Here is a 16,677-nt window from a genome sequence, read left to right as displayed (position 1 = left end):
GAAATTTGCAATGCGAACAGGTGTAGTAGGTTTTCAAGGTAGTCGATTGATTCAGGCACGGACTGCCCGTGGCATGACTCAGTCCGCATTATCTGAGTTGTCCGGGGTATCCAGCCCATCTATTTCCAAATGGGAACGAGGTGAGCAATTTCCGGAGCCTGCCGCATTGGAAAAGGTGGCAACCGCACTTGGGTTGCCAGCCACTTGGTTCTTGCGGGCCATGCCTGACTTTGGTAAGTCAGGGTACTTCTTCCGCTCCAATACTTCCCTCACCAAAACTGCTCGTGCCATCGCCAGCATCCGGCTTGAATGGCTTCATGAGCTTTCAGCCTCGATCCAGGAGTGGATAGATTGGCCAGATGTAAACCTGCCAGTATCGTTGTCTCGTGAAGATGCCCTGCTTCTTACTGATGAAGAGATCGAGGATATTGCCACGCAATGTCGCAAGCATTGGCGCTTGGGCATGGGGCCTATCGATGATGTGATCCGGGTAATGGAGAGCGCAGGAGTAATTACCACCCGAGAGCCGCTGGGTTACATCAAAATGGATGGTGTTTCACGTTGGTTTGATGCAGAAAACCGCCCCTACGTGTTTCTGGCTGCAGACAAGGCGAGCTCTGTACGTAGTCGGTTCGATGCATCTCACGAGCTTGGCCACCTGATTATGCATCGGCATTTAACTAAGGCCGACGAAGAAGAACGCTACAGTGAACTTGAACGCCAAGCGCATTTATTCGCAAGTGCCTTTCTGATGCCTGCGGAAAGCATTTCTCTGGAACTGGCTCATCCAACACTGGATACACTACAGGTTCTAAAACGTCGTTGGAAAGTGTCGATCGGAGCCATGATCATGCGCGCATCAACCCTTAACCTGATTGGTGAAGCCTATACGACCCGCCTCTGGAAAAACTACAGTGCGCGTGGTTGGCGCAAAGGGGAACCACTAGACAACGTTTTGGAGCCAGAGTCCCCGCGCTTGATGCCTCGCGCTATCAAGATGCTGCTGGAGCAAGGTGGCTTCACCAAGCCTTATCTAATCGAAACAATCGGCCTACCTGCGGCGGACATTGAGCAACTATGTTCCTTACCAGAGGGCTACATGACAGGTGAGATGGCTACTGTTATCCAGCTTAACTCCCCAGTCTTCCGCCCTGCTCAAACCTCTAGGGCAGAGACCAGCACAGAACTGGCCCAAGTCATTTCTCTGCCGAATCGCAAGCGAATGTAACTAAGAGAAGCCGATTGTAAACACTGAATAGCCCTGGCTTTCTCAGTCAGAGTGAAGTCTGCTTTCCATGCAAAACCGGCTCTTAAGGTTGAAGATACCAACTGGCTGCTTTGGCCGGCGATTTGCCGGAGTCCTCACCCGGTCGGCAGCAGGTCGGCCTTAGCAGTCAGGGTTAATGGTCGGTTTGTGGTTCATACCAGCTTTGTAAAAGCACCGACGAAAGCCGAGGGGATTCAATACGATTGCAAATGCCTAAGCTATAGAAGTTCAGACTTGATCTGACACTCTCACCGCTCCCCCTTACCCAGCTTCTATTTTCAGTACATCAGGAAGTCCTCCTCCCCCCTTCCCGCGACATCCCCGCCAAGGCCGCGCCCATGCCGTCGCGCCGGATGCGCGCGCCCTCCGCGTCTATGGTCTCCATGATGTGTTTGGCGGCCTTGGCCAGCGTCGCCTTGCCCTCATCTGCTCCCACGTCGTAATGGGTCGCCGCCCAGCAACTTCATCGAGATCACTGCCACTGTCGATATCCTGCCTTGAGCATGAAGCCTCTTCGTATTTCCCAGCCTGACAATATGTGCTTTGCCCTGGAGCGCTCTCTTCAAGACCGCGAACGTGCCGTACCTGTCCTTTAGAACTGGGCCTCACCAAACCTTGACCTAGCTCGCTTGTACCGTCACAAGCCATCCAAATAGAATGTTGCCGCTCTCCATTGCGAACCAACATCATCAGGCCACTTTACGGAAGTGGTTTTTCTTTGCGGACATTCAATTTCTATGGATATCAGCCAGCTGCTTGCCAGTTTTTCCAGCGCCTTCACGCAAGACAATCGCCTGCTCACACTGTCCCTCGGGGATGGCAGCATCGCGGCTGAAACCCTGTTGCCTCAGACTCTGGAAGGCGAGGAAGGCGTTTCAGAGAGCTATCGCTATCAATTGACCTGCCTGTCTCCCAACGGCTCCATCGAATTGAAGTCTCTGCTGGGCGTGGCCGCAAAGATAGGCATTGCCGCCGCCTCCGGGGAAGAGCTTGTACGCTGCGGGGTGGTGTCGGAGGTGAAGCAGCTGGGGGCGGATGGCGGTTTCGCTCAGTACGGTTTGACGGTGGAAGCTCCTTTTTCGCTGCTGCGCTATCGGCGGACTTCACGCATGTTCCAGGACTTGACCGTGCCAGACATCATTAAGCAGATTCTGGCGGAGCATCAGGCGAATAATGCCCAGTTCGCACGGGTTCAAACCTTGGACATTCAAGTGGGTCCGGCTTCGCCGCGCAGCTACTGCCTACAGTACCGCGAGAGCGACTATGACTTTATCGTGCGCTTGATGCATGAAGAGGGTTACGGCTGGCGGTTTGCCCATTCTGAGAAAGACAAGCTGCCGCAAGTACAGCTGATCCTGTTTGATGATCCGTTTGGGCTACCCGCCGCCAGCATGGAGCGTCTGCGCTTTCACCGTAGCGATGCGACGGAAGAAGAGGATGGCTTAACCGCGTGGGAATCTTCCCGGCAAATCGTATCCGGCAATGTCGCTCTGGCGAGCTTCGATTACCAGCCTGTCACCAGCAATATGACGGGCGATGAAAGCCAAATCAATCAGGGGCAGAGCGGCAAGGCCTTACAGTCCACCTTGCAGGATTACGCGCCGCAGACACTTTACTATGCGAGCGATGCGGAGCAATTTGGGCATTACGCGCAGCTGCGGCAGCAGGCGCATGATTTACAAGCCAAGCAGTTCAGCGGCGGTGGCGCGGTCAGGGGGCTGCTGCCTGGCGAATGGTTCCGTCTGGACAACCATCCCAACCATGACGGGGACAGCAGCGAGCAACGTGAATTCGTGGTGACCAAACAGAACTTCATCGCTCACAACAACCTTCCCCAAGGACTGAAGCGGCTGCTTCAAACCGCCATCCCTGATCTATCCCAAAGCAAAGAACAAACTGAACCTGCGCCCTACCAAACCACCTTTACCGCTCAACGGCGCGGCATTCCGCTGACGCCGGCATACGCCTATACCCGGCATGCCAAGCCAACGAGTTTGGGCAGCCAGACCGCTACCGTGGTGGGGCCAGCCGGCGAAGAGGTGCATACGGATCAGTTCGGACGCATCAAGGTGCAATTCCATTGGCAGCGTGCTGAAGAACATCCCGGCATCGGCGCGGCGATGGATGACAAGTCCTCTTGTTGGATTCGAGTGGTGATGCCCAGTGCTGGGGCGGCTTGGGGGCATCAGTTCATTCCCCGCATCGGTCAGGAAGTCTTGGTGGATTTTCTGGAAGGAGACATTGACCGCCCGGTGGTTGTTGGCGTGCTCTATAACGGCAGCCACGCCACCCCGGACTTTAGCGGCGCAGGGGCTTTGCCAGCGAACAAGACCCTCTCCGGCATCAAGTCCAAAGAGCATCAAGGAGGCGGCTACAGTGAGCTGCTGTTTGATGATACCCCCGGCGAAGTTCGCGCCAAGCTTTCCAGTGAGCCAGGCAAGACCCAGTTGAACCAGGGCTTTTTGACGCATCCCCGCAAAGACGGGAAAGCGGAGCCACGCGGCAACGGCTTCGAGTTGCGAACGGATTTGTCAGGCGCGATCCGGGCTGCTCAAGGGGTTCTGGTCAGCGCCTATGCCCGTGAAGGCGCTGGCGGCAATCAACTGGACCGACAAGAGTTGATCGGCCAGTTGGAGATGGCGCTGTCCATTGCGAAGTCTCTCGCCAAGCAGGCGGAAGTGCATCATGCGGATGAGACCGACACCAAACCGCAAGAGCAACTGGCGCAAGACGTCAAACAATGGGAAGGTGGCAGCAATACCGCCAAGGAAGCCAAGAGTGGGCACAAAGCCATTCTGGCCCTCGGCGCACCGGAAGGCATTGCCCTGGCCAGCGAATCGAACATCTCGATGGCAACAGGCAGCACGCACGACTTGATTGCCGCCAAGGACAGCAACCAGAGCATAGGCCAGCATCTGCGCATGCGCGTGGGACAGTCTCTGTCCATCTTCGTGATGCAGTTGGGCATGAAGCTCATCTCCGCCTCTGGCGCGATTCGCATCCAAGCGCAGGATGACGACATTGAAATTATCGCCGCCAAGCGCTTACGTCTGGTGGGCTTGAAGGCTGTCAGCATTGAAGGGCCTCAGGTCAATATCACCGCGCAGAATGCCGGCGCGGAGTATGGGGGCGGGATCACCACGAAGACATCGGCCACGCATACCCAGCACGCCGCCAGCCACGCCATGACGGGACCGGCCAGTGTCAGCCCGCAAATGCTCAACCTGCCGCAAAGCGCCATTCAGACGAATGAACAGTTTGGCATAGCAGGCCGCTCCGGCAAGGCGCAATCCCAGATACAGCATGAAGTCCGCAATGGTCAGAACAAGCTGGAAAGCTCAGGCAGCACGGATGGCAGCGGCGCAACCTCTACGCTGACCGGCAAGGTCATTGATCAACTGAAAATGCATCTGAAACGGAACGGATAATGGCCGACGTATTAAGCACCGCAACCCGCCGCGTATCCTTGCAATTCGACAAGAAAGGCAACCCATATTTTGAATCCGTCAAAAGCCCGGACAGTTTCAAGCAGTGTGCTTTATGCGTAAAACCGCCGCATACCGTTATTCCGGTGATTTTTGTGCCGGGGATTATGGGAACGAATTTACGGTTACGGGATAAGAAGCAAATAAAAGCATGGGCTCCGCCTAATGGGAAGCTAGGCGGGATAGGGGCGGCTCTTAACGGAGCTAATCAATCGCCTGCGGAGCGTCAAATTTTATTTGACCCTAATAGTACCGAAGTTAACCCGGATGGCCCTTGCCAAGTTCCGGATAATTTGCATTGGGTCAGCGCCGAAGAGGCAAGGCGGCGTGGTTGGGGCGCATTGCATGCCGACAGTTACCACTTCATTTTGCAGCGCTTGGAAGTCATCCTCAATGACCAGTACAGCAGCCCGGGTCATCCTGAGGAGCGTGGTAATTTTCTGCTGCCGGAAATTGGCCTACTGGCCCATCTCAATGGCGGCAAGCAGACTGCTCCTCGCTCTGAAAAGGAACCGGACTACGCCAAGGCCGCAGCGGAGGCGGTAAAGGCTTGGAATTTGACCCCGCCAGGATTCAGCCAAGACGAAGTGCTGCGATTGGATGATTATTACTATCCGGTATGGGCGCATGGTTACAACTGGCTACAAAGCAATGAAGAGTCCGCGCAATCCCTGATCGAGAAGATTGATAAAATTATTGAGCATTACAAAAATACCAACTATTTCGATTGCGATGGCAAAGTTATTTTGGTCACCCATTCCATGGGCGGCTTGGTGGGACGTAGGGCGGCTCAGATGGCTCCTGACAAGATATTGGGGGTGGTGCATGGTGTGCAGCCGGTAGCAGGCGCGCCTGTGGTTTATCGCCGTTTCCGCGCCGGGACTGAGGTGGGCGGCTTTTTAGATATTGAAGGCGCCGCCGTGGCTGCCATCATTGGTTGGAATGCCGGGGACATTACGCCGACTCTGGCATGTTCGCCTGGACCGTTGGAGTTGTTGCCGACCAAGCACTACTCACCGGGCTGGCTGAAAGTTGTTAAGAAAGGCGGTAACGATGTGATTTTTAGCTTGCCGCAGGCTGATCCCTATGAGGAAATTTACAGCAAGACCACGGATGAGTGTTGGTGGGGGATGCTGGACCCAGGACTGATTGATCCGGCAGGAAGTATTAAGGAAGCAAAAACAACCCCGTTGGATGCGCATACTGATGCATTGAAATTTGCGAGGAAGTTTCATAATACACTAGATTTATATGCTCACCCGCAAACTTACGGCTACTATGGCATTGACGAAAAAAAATTCCGTACTTTTGGCCATATTCATTGGCAGGCTTCAGGCAGTATTCCAGGGGACGATGTCATGCCATTAATCTATCAAAAGGATAGTCAGCGAACCATGACGGGAAAAAGCACCGTTCCACTTTATCAAGATGAAGACTCGCCAAAAGTCAAATTCAAACTAAGCAATGAGCGTGACCAGGGAGGAGATGGAACGGTTCCTCTAGACTCTGGTAAAGTACTGGCCCAGTTGCAACCGACACCCAAAGCAGTATTTAGCATGTCGGGGTTCGACCATCAAATGAGCTACAAAAACAAATATGCGATTCAAGCTACAGTCTATGGCATTGCCAAAATCGTTCAACAAGCCCCTCCGCCCAAGGCATACTAAAGGACTGCCACGATGAATCGACTTGCTTTATTGCTTACCTTATTGATGGCCAGTCCTACCCTTTATGCTGCGGAGAATAAGATGTTTGACAAAATGAAAACCTACTGCTTTGGTCGTTACTTAGTTGACATTCCGCATGAAGCAGAACTCAAGGGACAGGGAAATAAATATATTGCTGCATCAATAAAAACCGAAAAAATCAGTAGGGAAGCCATGCTTAAGCTGGCGGAAAAAAAAGAAATCACCTTAAAAAACGAGCATGACAAATATGAAGATCAGTTTGCGGAAACTCGATTTTCAAACTCACCAGACAAGAGATTGGTGTTAGCAAAGTCAGAACCATTTGGACGACTCATGTATTCATTGGATGCCTATAAATTTTTAGGAAATGGATACACTGCACTTTCCTCAGTTCGTGCATTAAACAAAAAAAACATCCAGGAAACACTTTCTGAGTATGAGGCCTACCTACAAGGGATTCGTTATCGCTCGGATCGAGACATTCCGAAAGAGGCCGGTTTTTGCATTGCAAATGGCTTTGTCTCCAATGATGGAAAATCGCCACAGTTTGAGATGGCTTCAATCACTTTCGCCTTGAAGAATAATCCGGATGTTTGGTTCAGCATAGACAGCTTCACACTGTCAAAGCCAGAGCCATCCTTGCTGGAAAGGCAAAAGGCAGCAAAACTGGATGAGCGATTTCCTGGCAAGATAAAGGCAATCAGGAAGGGCGCTAGAACGGTAAATGGAATGCAAGGTGAGGAATCTCTAAATGAGTTCCCCTCTGACAACGGCATGGGTGTTGCACATAGTTTTATGTGGGAGGCACAGGGTGGTTTTGATAACCCCCTCAATCCAAAAGTCTCGATACAGCTAACCTCTGGTGAAGGCGTAGCCGGTGTTACCGGGGAGTCATCATTAAATGCAACACAAATGCAGCATCTCTATGAAAGCGTGATTAAGTCCATCCGAGTTCGTCCGGTAGCTCAATAAATTTAAGTGGCGTAACGGGTAACAACATTGATCAGTCCACGTCAACATTCATCGCTAAAAATAGTCTCTGGCTTTATGCGAGGCCACAGTGCAATTTATTAATTTTTGATATTGCAATTAGCAAGGACCATTCCTCTATGATTAATATTTCTAAGATTGCTACCTATTTTGGATTATTGCCTGCCGTATTAATGGCGACGGGTTGCGCTGTCAATAGGCCGCTTGAGCCTGAGGCGATTCGCGCCGCGATGAAAGCGACTTATCAATGTCATTCATCGCAACCAGATAAAGCAGGACAAGGTGAGCAAGGCACAAATAAAGGCTGCTATTTTGTGCTACATAGCCCGGAAACGGGAAGAGTGCTCAAGAATACTCCTTATTTACTTCAGGTCCATGACCCGAAGTCCAGCGACGAAGCACCTGCGATTTCTTTGCAGGGACGGACGGATGGCCAAGGAAGAAGCCAATTTGTATCGCCCCCTTTTGATATTAATGTGAATGCCGTGCGCTTTGTAGAGGTTGTGGGCAGTGGAGACTATCGGGGTAACTTTACCTTGGTTTCAAGAAGCGGAAAACCGTCTAGCGGGGCTGGATACAAGTTATTGGCGTGCGGGAAAGAAGTATATAAATCCCGTGCAGACTATCACGGAGAAACAGTGATTTATCAAATGCAAGATCGCTGTAACTTTTCAATGCAGCTTACAAGGTAAGCACGGAGCAGCTTTACTAGGCTGCCAGGAAAATTTGAATAAGCCACACGGACCCACTGCTGGAAGGTGAAAATGAAAACACTGAGATCGCTGGCGTGGAAATCTCTGGCTATATGCTTAATTGCAGGGAGAGCGATAGCATCGGAGGCTGTCCCGCAGCAGCCTCATGTGAAGAGCTTTGTAGATAGCGCCGAAACCTGTGTTCATCTATCTGGCGAATTGAGCGGAGAGAAGACCTCTGAGCAGATGAAGCTCGTTAAGCAGACCAATAAGACATGCGACATGGCAAAACGGAAATTTAAAAAGCTAGATAAGAAATATAAAATGAACACGCAAGAACAAGAAGTGCTTAACCAATATCGAGACGATTTGTCAGATTAGATCTGCCTAGAACAGTGTTTATGAGCACCCCAGTGCCTCGACTCCCGTCACCTCAGACGTAGAACTGATTGTTGTTGGCCGCTCTAAACAGACATTCCGAAGTGCGGCAGACTTTGCACAGCTTATTGAACCGCATCAATCGCCTAGTATAGACGCCAAGGAGCGCCTGGCGCTCCTTGGTGCTCAGTACACAGAACGAAATCACCCGTCCACGCCCAGCGCCGCCCTTACCTTCGCGCCGGCGATGTCGAACAGCGCGCCGGCGGCCGGCGTCAGGCCCAGCATGTGGATGCAGCTGTGGACCATGCCGTCCAGCTGGCGCACCGTCGTCGCCACCCCGGCCTGGCTCAGCCGCGCGCCGTAGTCCTCCGCTTCGCCGCGCAGCGGGTCGAACTCCGCCGTCAGAATGGTTGCGCCGGGCAGGCCGTCCAGGCTGGCCGCCAGCAGCGGCGAGACATGAGGCGACTCCCCCTCTTCCTCGGCGGACAGATAGGTGGCGTAGCAGAAGCGCATCAGCTCCCGCGTCAGGTAGTAGCCCTCGCCGTAGGTCTGGTAGCTGGCGCTGTCCATCCTGTGGTTCAAGGCCGGATAGATCAGCAATTGATGGGCGACGGACGGGCCGCCGTGCTCGCGCGCCAGCAGGCAGGCAGCAGCAACCAGATTGCCGCCGGCGCTGTCCCCGGCCACGCCCAGCCGCTTGGGATCCAGGCCAAGCGCTTGCGCGTGTTCAAACGCCCAGCACAGGGCGTCGTACACATCGTGCAGCGGCACCGGATAACGGTGCTCCGGCGCCAGCCGGTAATCGACGGACAGCACCACGCAGCCAGTGGCCTTGGCCAGCGCGCGGCAGGGGTTGTCGTAGACCTCGGCCGAGCCCAGGCACCAGCCGCCGCCGTGGGCGAACAGCAGCGCCGGCTGCGCCGCCTCGCTGGCCTCGGGCCAATAGCCGACGATGCGCAGCGGATGGCCGTCCCGCGCCGTCGCCTGAAACACTTCCACCCGCGCGACGGGTTCCAGCGGGCCGTGCAGTTGGCGCAGCCCGACGTCGGTGTCGGCGCGCAGCTGCGCCATGTCCGCCGGCGCGGCGGCGTCGCCCGCCGCCGCCTGCTCCAGCCACTGCTGGATCTTGATGTCCAAAGGCATGCTCAGTCCTCGCTTTCCAGGAAGGGCAGCAGCTCGGCGATGAACTCGTCGGCCGCCTCCTCCATGATGAAGTGGCCGCAGTCCGGGATCACCACGCCGCGCAAGTCGTCGGCCTGGCCGCGCATGGTGTCCAGCGGGGCCTTGCCGGTGGCGTGCTCGGCGCCGATGGCGAGCACCGGCATGGTCAGCTTGCTTTGCGCGCGCCGCTGGTTCTGACGAATGGTTTCCGGGATGGCCCGGTAGTAGGCGAAGCCGCCGCGCAGGCCCCCCGGCGAGGAGTAGGCGTCGATATACACCTCCGCCGCCACCCGGTCGCGCCGCCACGACCAGCGCTGGAACATGAAGTCCAGATAGGCGCGCTCGCGCCCGGCGATCAGCGTTTCCGGCAAGTCGGTCAGCTGGTTGAACATGAAGTGCCACAGGAAGATGTTCTCCTCCGGCGGCGCGAAGATAGACGGCGCCGACGCCAGGCCGGGGATCACCGCCTCGGTCAGCGCCAGCCGGCTGACCACGCCGGGGTGGTCGCTGGCCAGCGCGTAGGCCAGCCACATGCCCACGTCGTGGCCCACCACCTGATAGCGGGCGTGGCCGAGCCGCAGCATCACCTGATGCAAGGCTGCGGCGACGGCGCCGGTGTCGTAGCCGCTGTCCGGCCGGCTGGACAAGCCGGTGCCCGGCGGGTCGACGGCAATGGCCTGAAAACCGCGGGCGGCCAGCGCGCGCATCACGTGGCGCCAGGCGAACCAGGTTTGCGGCCAGCCTGGGATCAGCAGCACCGGGCGGCCCACGCCGGCGGTGACCACATGGACGCGCTGGCCGTCCAGCCGCACATAGTCATGAGTGAAATCGGGTTCGGTATCAATAAGAGGAAGTGCCGACATCTGTAGTCTCGCAGTGAAAAGTGGATGGAAGTCAGGCGATGCCCAGCATCGCGCGGATCTGCGCTTGATCGACCGCCGCGCCGGCGAAGTCGTCGAAGACGCGTTCGGTCACGTGGATGATGTGGCGGTTGATGAAGTCCACGCCCTCGCGCGCGCCGTCTTCCTGGTCCTTGAGGCAGCATTCCCACTCCAGCGCGGCCCAGCCTTCGTAGTCGTACTGCGCCAGCTTGGAGAAGATCGCCTTGAAGTCCACCTGGCCGTCGCCCAGCGAACGGAAGCGCCCGGCGCGCTCTGTCCAGCCGCTGTAGCCGCCGTAAATGCCTTGCCGGCCGTTGGGCCGGAATTCGGCGTCCTTCACATGGAACATGCGGATGTGTTCGTGATAGATGTCCAGGTAGGCGAGGTAATCCAGTTGCTGCAGCACCAGGTGGCTGGGATCGAACAGCATCTTGCAGCGCGCGTGTTGGTCCACCAGCTCGTAGAAGCGTTCGAAGCTGGCGCCGTCGTGCAGGTCTTCGCTGGGGTGGATTTCGTAGCACAGGTTGACGCCGTGTTCGTCGCAGGCGTCGAGGATGGGCAGCCAGCGCCGCGCCAGTTCTTCGAAGGCGGTTTCGATCAGTCCTTCCGGCCGTTGCGGAAACGGGAACAGATACGGCCAGACGAAGGAGCCGGAAAACGTGCCCATCTCGCTCAGCCCCAGCCGCCGCGAGGCCTGGGCCGCCATCCGCAGGCGCTCCAACGCCCAAGCGGTGCGCTCCGCCGGCTTGCCGCGCAGGTTCGGCGGCGCGAAGTTGTCGCACATCGCGTCGTAAGCCGGGTGCACAGCCACCAGTTGCCCGAAGATGTGCGTGGTCAGTTCGCTGATCCGCAGGCCGTGCGCGGCCAGCGTGCCCTGGATTTCATCGCAATAGTCCTGGCTGGCGGCGGCCAGCTCCACGTCGATGAAGCGGCTGTCCCAGGCCGGAACCTGCAAGGCCTTGAAGCCGGTGCGCGCCGCCCAGCCGGCGATGCCGTCCAGGCTGTTGAAGGGGGCGTGGTCCGCGCCGAATTGAGCCAGATGCAGGCTGGGTCCCTTGAGTGTTTTCATGTGTCACCGTCAATTGTTTGTCGATCGACAAATAATAGACGCCGGCCAGGCTACACGTCAACGGCGGAGCGCGATAAAATTCCGTCCAACATGATTCGAGCGAGGCGAAAAGATGGCGGGCAGGCCCAGGGAGTTTGACCGGGACCAAGCATTGCAACAGGCGATGCTGGCCTTTTGGCGGCGCGGCTACGAGGGCACGTCGATGTCCGATCTGGTGGCGGCGCTGGGCATCGCCTCGGCCCGGATCTACGCGGCCTTCGGCAGCAAGGAGGAATTGTTCCGCGAGGCAGTGGCGCTCTACGCCGCCGGGGACGGCGGCTTCGCCGATCAGGCCCTGAGCCAGGAGGACGACGTGGTGGCCGCCATCCAGCGGATGCTGGCCGACGCCGTGGCGCTCTACACCCGGGATGATCTGCCGCACGGCTGCATGGTGGTGTCGGCGGCCACCAATTGCTCGGAGCAGAACGACGGGGTGCTGGAATGGCTGCGCGCGCAGCGCCAGGCGCGCACGCAATCGGTGATAGACCGGCTGCGGCGCGGCGTCAGCGACGGCCAGCTGGGGCCGGATACGGATGTAGACGCCCTGGGCGATTTCTACGCCGCGCAATTGCACGGCATCTCGGTGCAGGCGCGCGACGGCGTGCCGCGCGAGCGCCTGCTGGCTTCTGTGTCCGTCGCCATGACCCCGCTCCGGATCGCCGCCGGCAAAGCTTGAGCGGACGCCGGCCGCCCTAGCCCTAGCCCTCCCGCGGCCACTCCGGGAACAGCGTTTCGGCCAGGTGCATCGCGCGCATCGGCAAACGGTGCGCCCAAGGGCGGACTTGGGCGGCGCAGCGCCGCCAGTGCTCGTGCGTGAACATGCGGCTGGGCGCGCTGGCCACCCACACCGCCAGCACCAGCGCGGCGCGCAGGGTGTCTGGATCGGTGCTCAAGCCTACATTGACCTGGGCTGCGGCGTGAATAGCCTCGCTGGCCGGCAGCGGCGCGCCGGGCGCGAAGCCCAGCCGCGCCATGGCCGCGCTCACCTCCGGCGCGCGAACGGGCTCCGGCGCGCAGGAACGGGCGGCGGCCAACAGCAAGCCGGCCGCTTGCGCCGCGCCGCCCATGCCCCACTCCGCCAACAGCGCTTGCGCCGCGCGCGGCGCCGGCCAGTTTGGCGTCGCCGACACCTCTCCATCCCGGTGCAAACCGCGCTCGCCGGGGTCCGACGCGGAGAGCGCGGCGTCCGGAAACAGGGGTGCCAGGGTTTGCCGCACGCTGCGCTCCACCGCCGGGGTATTGCCCTGGTGCCAGAAGTTGAAAATCAGCGCGTCGCGCGGCCGTCGTGTCAACAGCGACACCGAGTGGTAGGAGTGCGCGCTCATCTCAAAACCGAAGGCCATATTGGGATAGGGACGGATGCTCTGATAAACGGCCTCCGGCTCGTCGCCGGCGTGGATATTCAGCAAGCCGCCGTCTTCCGGGCTGTGGTCGCGGGTGAATTGCACCACCACGCGGTAGCCTTCGTAACCCAGACCGGGGTTGTCATTGTGCACGCCTATGCGTTGCCCCGGCACCATGCGGTGGCCCAGCACCTGGATGTCTTCCGCCGACAACGGCACCTCGAACAGGATTTGCATCTGATCGCGCAAATCCTCCAGGAAATCGTCCCGCACGAAGGCCGGCGCGTCCGGCCGCAACATATAGAGCCGGCGCAGATCCAGCCGATAGGTGACGAAGAAATCCCCCACCCGTTCCTCCCAAGGCAGCGGGCCGCTGAGCACCGCGCCCGCTTGTGCCGCCACCGTCTCGTCGAAGGTGTCGAAGCAGAGGAAGTGGCGGTACGGTTGCTCAAAGAACAAGACGTTTTCCAACATGGTTCGCCCCTATTCGCAATGAGCCGCGGCGTCGCGGCCGGCCAGCGCGCGGAACTGGTCCGCCCGCAGCGCCAGCGGTCGCCATAGCGCCTGCCCCAGCGCGGTCAACGCGCGCGCCCGGTCCAGCGAATCCTCCATCTGGGCGCGCCAGTCTTCCAATTCCGATACATTGCGCGCCAGCTCGCTATGCACCGCGACGCCGGCCATGATCAGCCGGTAATAGAAGATCAGCACGTTGACGAAGGCGTGGTGGGCCTTGAGGATGCCCAGCGTCGGCCTTTGCTCGCCGCGCGCCGGGGAATAAAAGGTTTCGTCCAGCGAGGAGTCGCTTAGCGGCCCCATCGCGGCGAGCTGGTGCAGATAATCGTGGCTGACTTCGTGAACCAGGGTTTCAGCGCAACGCAAGGGGTCCGGGTGAATGGTCATGTACAGCGCACCGTTGAGCATGGAATAGGTTTCGCTGTTGAACTTGCCCGGCTCCAGCCGCAGCGGGGACACCACGCGCAACAAGCGGGCGATCCAACGGTGATAAGCCGGGGAATGACGGGCGATCAGCGCCACAGCCCGGCCCAGGGAAGCCGCGCAACCGGGCCCGGGCGGAACGACGTCCGGATCCGGGCTCAGCAGGCAGCGCGGCAGCGGCCTCAGCACGATCTCCGGCCCCGTTTCGCCCAAGGCGACGGCCGGCAGTTTGCGCGCCGGCCCCATCACGCTGCGCCAGCCCTCGCCCGCGCGCTCGAAAACGCAGCCGCGTTGCGTGTGCGCGGCCGTGTCCAGCAGGATTTCCAGCCGTTTCGCGTCGCCGCTGACGCGGTAGGCCACGGCGGCCGGCAACGCGTAACCGGCGAAGCCCAGCGTCAGCGACCGGGACAGCCGCAGGTGGAATTCGCGTCCGGGCCGGTGCGCGCTCCAATGCAATGCGCATTGCAGCGCACGTGACAACAGCAGGTCCGGCTGGCGGGCCTCCTCGTCGCGTAGCGCTTGCAGATTGCAAAACGGGTGCGCCGCCAGTTCGGTTAGCCGCGCGGCCTCGGCTGCGTCGGCTCCGTCCGCACTTGACATGGCGGCGGCCATCTCGGATAGAGCCGGCGCGACGCCGGGCGCGTGGCGCTGCAACAAGGGCCGCCAATGCTCAAGAAAGACGTTCAATTGCCGGCCGCGCAGTTGCCGCGTCCAGCCGGCGTGCCAGTCTTCGTCGAAGGCTTCGAAAGGGTTGGAATAGGCGCGTGCGATTTCAGGGGTCATCGCGCAATCTCCTCGCTCAAGTTCTCCTCCGGCACCGTCAACGTCTGCAATCGTCGCTGCAGGGCGCACAGGAAGCGCCGCCCGGCCGGGCTCAGGCTGTGCGCCCGCTCCAGCTCGGCGGCCATCCGCGGCAGCCAGTCTTGCAAATCCGCCATGTGATGACGCCAATCGGCTTCCGCCAGCCGGCCATTGCGCCGCAAGGCGTCGAAAAACAACGCCACGTTGCCGAAGGCGTGATAGGCCAAAAGCACCATGACGGCCGGACGCCGGCAGCGCTTGACCGGGGAATACAGCCATTCTTCGACGCCGCGCTCGACCAGAGGAAACAGCCGGTCCGCCAAGTGAAAGTGCTGGTGGCTAGCTTCATGAACCAAGGTTTCCGCCATATCCAACGGCGAGGCGAACAGCGTCATCGACACCAGCCCCGGATAGTGCAGGCTGCTCCAGCTGGACACCTGACCTCCGCTTCGCCGCAGCGGCCGAACCAGGCGCGCCAGACGGCGCACCCAGGGGCCGTAGACCGGCGCGCCCTGATCGAGCAAGGCCAGCCCGGCGGCCAGCGCCTGCGCGGCCGCCGCGTCCGGCTCACCAGCGGGCTGTCGGCGGTCGTCCGGGGTGCGCGCCGGATAGGCGGCAAGCGTCGGGCTTCTATCCGCTCCGCCCCAGGACCGCGACTCAATACTCAAAGCCAGCCGCGCGCCGTCCGCGTCGGCGGCGCTCAGGCTCAGCCGCCGCCCGTCCGCGACGACGCGAAGCGCGCGGACGTCGACGATCCGGTCCGGCAGCACAAGGGTGCGCGGCGGGTTCCAATGCGCGCGCCATTCTCCCGCGACGCCGCTCTGATGCGCGTGCCAGGCGATCTCCAGCGCGCAGGCCAGCAGGAAACCGGCGCGCGGCTGGCGTCCCGCCTGAACCAGCGCGCCCAGCGACGGGTGCCACAACCGTTCGAAGTCCGGCTCCGCCTCGGCCATGTCCCGCAACACCCGCTCCGCGCCCGCCGGCAAGGCGATGCCCGGCGCGGCGCGCTCAAGGAAAACGCGCAGGCTTTGCCGCCAGGCCTGGGCCGCGCAGCTTTCCAACAGCGCCAGCCCGTCCGGATCGCCTGGGCAGGCGGCGCTGGCGACGAGGTCGTCAAATGGGGTGGACATCGTCGCTGCCCGCGGTGAAGTCGAAAGCTTCCAGGCCGCTCACGGCGCGGCCGCCACGGCTGAGCCGGCCGGCCTGATAGCTCACCCGCTCGACATCGCCCAGCTCCGCGCGGAAGGCGGCGGAGCCGCCCAGCAGCAGCAAGCCGCCGTCCGCCATCGGCTGACCGTAGACCAGCCCCAAGCGCGGGTGACGCAGCACCAGGCTGCGCAGATGGCGCACCGCGGCCAGGCCGAAGCCGGGGTCGACGCGGCACAGCGCTTCCCAATGGCGCATCGCCTGGGCTCGGCTGGCCTCGCAGTCGGCACGGCAGGGAAAGTGGCTGAGCAGATGCCAGCCGAACACGTCCAGCATGGTGTTGGTCCAGTAGGGCAGCGCGCCGCCGTCCCCGGCAAAGACCGGCTCCAGGCGCGCGTGGTGATGCTCGCGATGCGCCAGATAGGCTTGCACGCAGCAGTCCGGGTAACCCAACAGCCTGCCGGCGATAATGTCGTTGTCGGTGAAGCGCGCCGCCAGTTCCGCCAATTCACCGTCGCGGGCGGCGAAGACGAAGGCGCGCGCGTCCGGCGCGGCAGCCTCGTCGCTGGCCACGGCGGACACCACGTAGTCGTCGGCATCCGCCACCGCCGGCCGCAGCGCCCGTTCCCAGCGGCGGGCGTGCAAGCCCAGCCGCCGCAGCGCGTCGATCACGCGCGCCGCGTCGCGGTAAGCGCAGGACACCCGCGCCAGGGGCTTGGCGCCGGCCAGGGTCAACGCCAGGTCCACCCGCGCCGCCTGAGTCAGTTGCGGCAAGATGGCGCGCAAGCCCTCCGGCGA

At 60.1% G+C, this 16,677-nt stretch carries 15 protein-coding genes; 7 read left to right on the top strand and 8 right to left on the bottom strand.

Annotated features, from left to right (window positions below):
* Window positions 1–10 precede the first annotated feature (10 nt).
* Window positions 11–1,228, top strand: a complete 1,218-nt coding sequence (locus GYH29_RS06915; RefSeq protein WP_161523421.1) for a helix-turn-helix domain-containing protein — start codon at window positions 11–13, stop codon at window positions 1,226–1,228.
* Between the two features lie 325 nt (window positions 1,229–1,553).
* On the opposite strand, the gene GYH29_RS06910 is transcribed toward GYH29_RS06915, so the two are convergent.
* Window positions 1,554–1,703 (bottom strand): hypothetical protein, encoded by a 150-nt coding sequence (locus GYH29_RS06910; RefSeq protein ID WP_161523420.1) that lies wholly within the window; start codon window positions 1,701–1,703, stop codon window positions 1,554–1,556.
* 301 nt (window positions 1,704–2,004) lie between these two features.
* Here GYH29_RS06910 and GYH29_RS06905 point away from each other — a divergent pair, with 301 nt between their 5' ends.
* From GYH29_RS06905 to GYH29_RS06885, 5 genes are all read left to right on the top strand, one after another.
* Window positions 2,005–4,695 (top strand): type VI secretion system Vgr family protein, encoded by a 2,691-nt coding sequence (locus tag GYH29_RS06905; protein WP_161523419.1) that lies wholly within the window; start codon window positions 2,005–2,007, stop codon window positions 4,693–4,695.
* Window positions 4,695–6,419: an esterase/lipase family protein gene (locus GYH29_RS06900; RefSeq protein ID WP_161523418.1), complete on the top strand. Its 1,725-nt coding sequence runs from the start codon at window positions 4,695–4,697 to the stop codon at window positions 6,417–6,419. Before GYH29_RS06905 ends, GYH29_RS06900 begins: the two co-directional genes overlap by 1 nt.
* A 12-nt stretch (window positions 6,420–6,431) precedes the next feature.
* Window positions 6,432–7,412: a T6SS immunity protein Tli4 family protein gene (locus GYH29_RS06895; protein ID WP_161523417.1), complete on the top strand. Its 981-nt coding sequence runs from the start codon at window positions 6,432–6,434 to the stop codon at window positions 7,410–7,412.
* A gap of 137 nt (window positions 7,413–7,549) precedes the next feature.
* Complete coding sequence (locus GYH29_RS06890; RefSeq protein WP_161523416.1) at window positions 7,550–8,122, top strand: hypothetical protein; 573 nt, start codon at window positions 7,550–7,552, stop codon at window positions 8,120–8,122.
* 72 nt (window positions 8,123–8,194) lie between these two features.
* Window positions 8,195–8,503, top strand: coding sequence for a hypothetical protein (locus GYH29_RS06885; protein ID WP_161523415.1), 309 nt, complete (start codon window positions 8,195–8,197; stop codon window positions 8,501–8,503).
* Between the two features lie 201 nt (window positions 8,504–8,704).
* On the opposite strand, the gene GYH29_RS06880 is transcribed toward GYH29_RS06885, so the two are convergent.
* Genes GYH29_RS06880 through GYH29_RS06870 form a run of 3 tightly spaced genes read right to left on the bottom strand, consistent with a single transcriptional unit; the run spans window position 8,705 to window position 11,614 of the window.
* A complete protein-coding gene (locus GYH29_RS06880) occupies window positions 8,705–9,646 on the bottom strand; it encodes an alpha/beta hydrolase (RefSeq protein WP_161523414.1) in 942 nt (313 codons plus the stop codon).
* Between the two features lie 2 nt (window positions 9,647–9,648).
* Window positions 9,649–10,527 (bottom strand): alpha/beta fold hydrolase, encoded by an 879-nt coding sequence (locus GYH29_RS06875; protein ID WP_161523413.1) that lies wholly within the window; start codon window positions 10,525–10,527, stop codon window positions 9,649–9,651.
* A gap of 31 nt (window positions 10,528–10,558) precedes the next feature.
* On the bottom strand, window positions 10,559–11,614 hold the full coding sequence (locus GYH29_RS06870) for a sugar phosphate isomerase/epimerase family protein (protein WP_161523412.1): 1,056 nt from the start codon (window positions 11,612–11,614) through the stop codon (window positions 10,559–10,561).
* Window positions 11,615–11,726: 112 nt separating this feature from the next.
* On the opposite strand from GYH29_RS06870, the gene GYH29_RS06865 reads away from it, so the two are divergent.
* Window positions 11,727–12,329 (top strand): TetR/AcrR family transcriptional regulator, encoded by a 603-nt coding sequence (locus GYH29_RS06865; RefSeq protein ID WP_118266853.1) that lies wholly within the window; start codon window positions 11,727–11,729, stop codon window positions 12,327–12,329.
* 22 nt (window positions 12,330–12,351) lie between these two features.
* Here GYH29_RS06865 and GYH29_RS06860 read toward each other — a convergent pair whose 3' ends face one another.
* From GYH29_RS06860 to GYH29_RS06845, 4 genes are read right to left on the bottom strand one after another with little or no spacing between them, the layout of a single operon-like run.
* Complete coding sequence (locus tag GYH29_RS06860) at window positions 12,352–13,470, bottom strand: 2OG-Fe(II) oxygenase family protein (RefSeq protein WP_019101624.1); 1,119 nt, start codon at window positions 13,468–13,470, stop codon at window positions 12,352–12,354.
* A 9-nt stretch (window positions 13,471–13,479) separates the two neighbouring features.
* Window positions 13,480–14,715, bottom strand: coding sequence for an aKG-HExxH-type peptide beta-hydroxylase (locus GYH29_RS06855; protein WP_161523411.1), 1,236 nt, complete (start codon window positions 14,713–14,715; stop codon window positions 13,480–13,482).
* Window positions 14,712–15,863, bottom strand: a complete 1,152-nt coding sequence (locus GYH29_RS06850; protein WP_161523410.1) for an aKG-HExxH-type peptide beta-hydroxylase — start codon at window positions 15,861–15,863, stop codon at window positions 14,712–14,714. The genes GYH29_RS06855 and GYH29_RS06850 overlap by 4 nt, the downstream gene beginning before the upstream one ends.
* Window positions 15,847–16,665 (bottom strand): hypothetical protein, encoded by an 819-nt coding sequence (locus tag GYH29_RS06845; RefSeq protein WP_161523409.1) that lies wholly within the window; start codon window positions 16,663–16,665, stop codon window positions 15,847–15,849. The genes GYH29_RS06850 and GYH29_RS06845 overlap by 17 nt, the downstream gene beginning before the upstream one ends.
* Between the last annotated feature and the right edge of the window lie 12 nt (window positions 16,666–16,677).

It is taken from the genome of Chromobacterium haemolyticum (assembly GCF_009936155.1).
Taxonomy (GTDB): Bacteria; Pseudomonadota; Gammaproteobacteria; order Burkholderiales; family Chromobacteriaceae; genus Chromobacterium; species Chromobacterium haemolyticum.
Note: the sequence above shows the minus strand (reverse complement) of the source record. Positions and strands in the feature narration are given on the sequence as shown.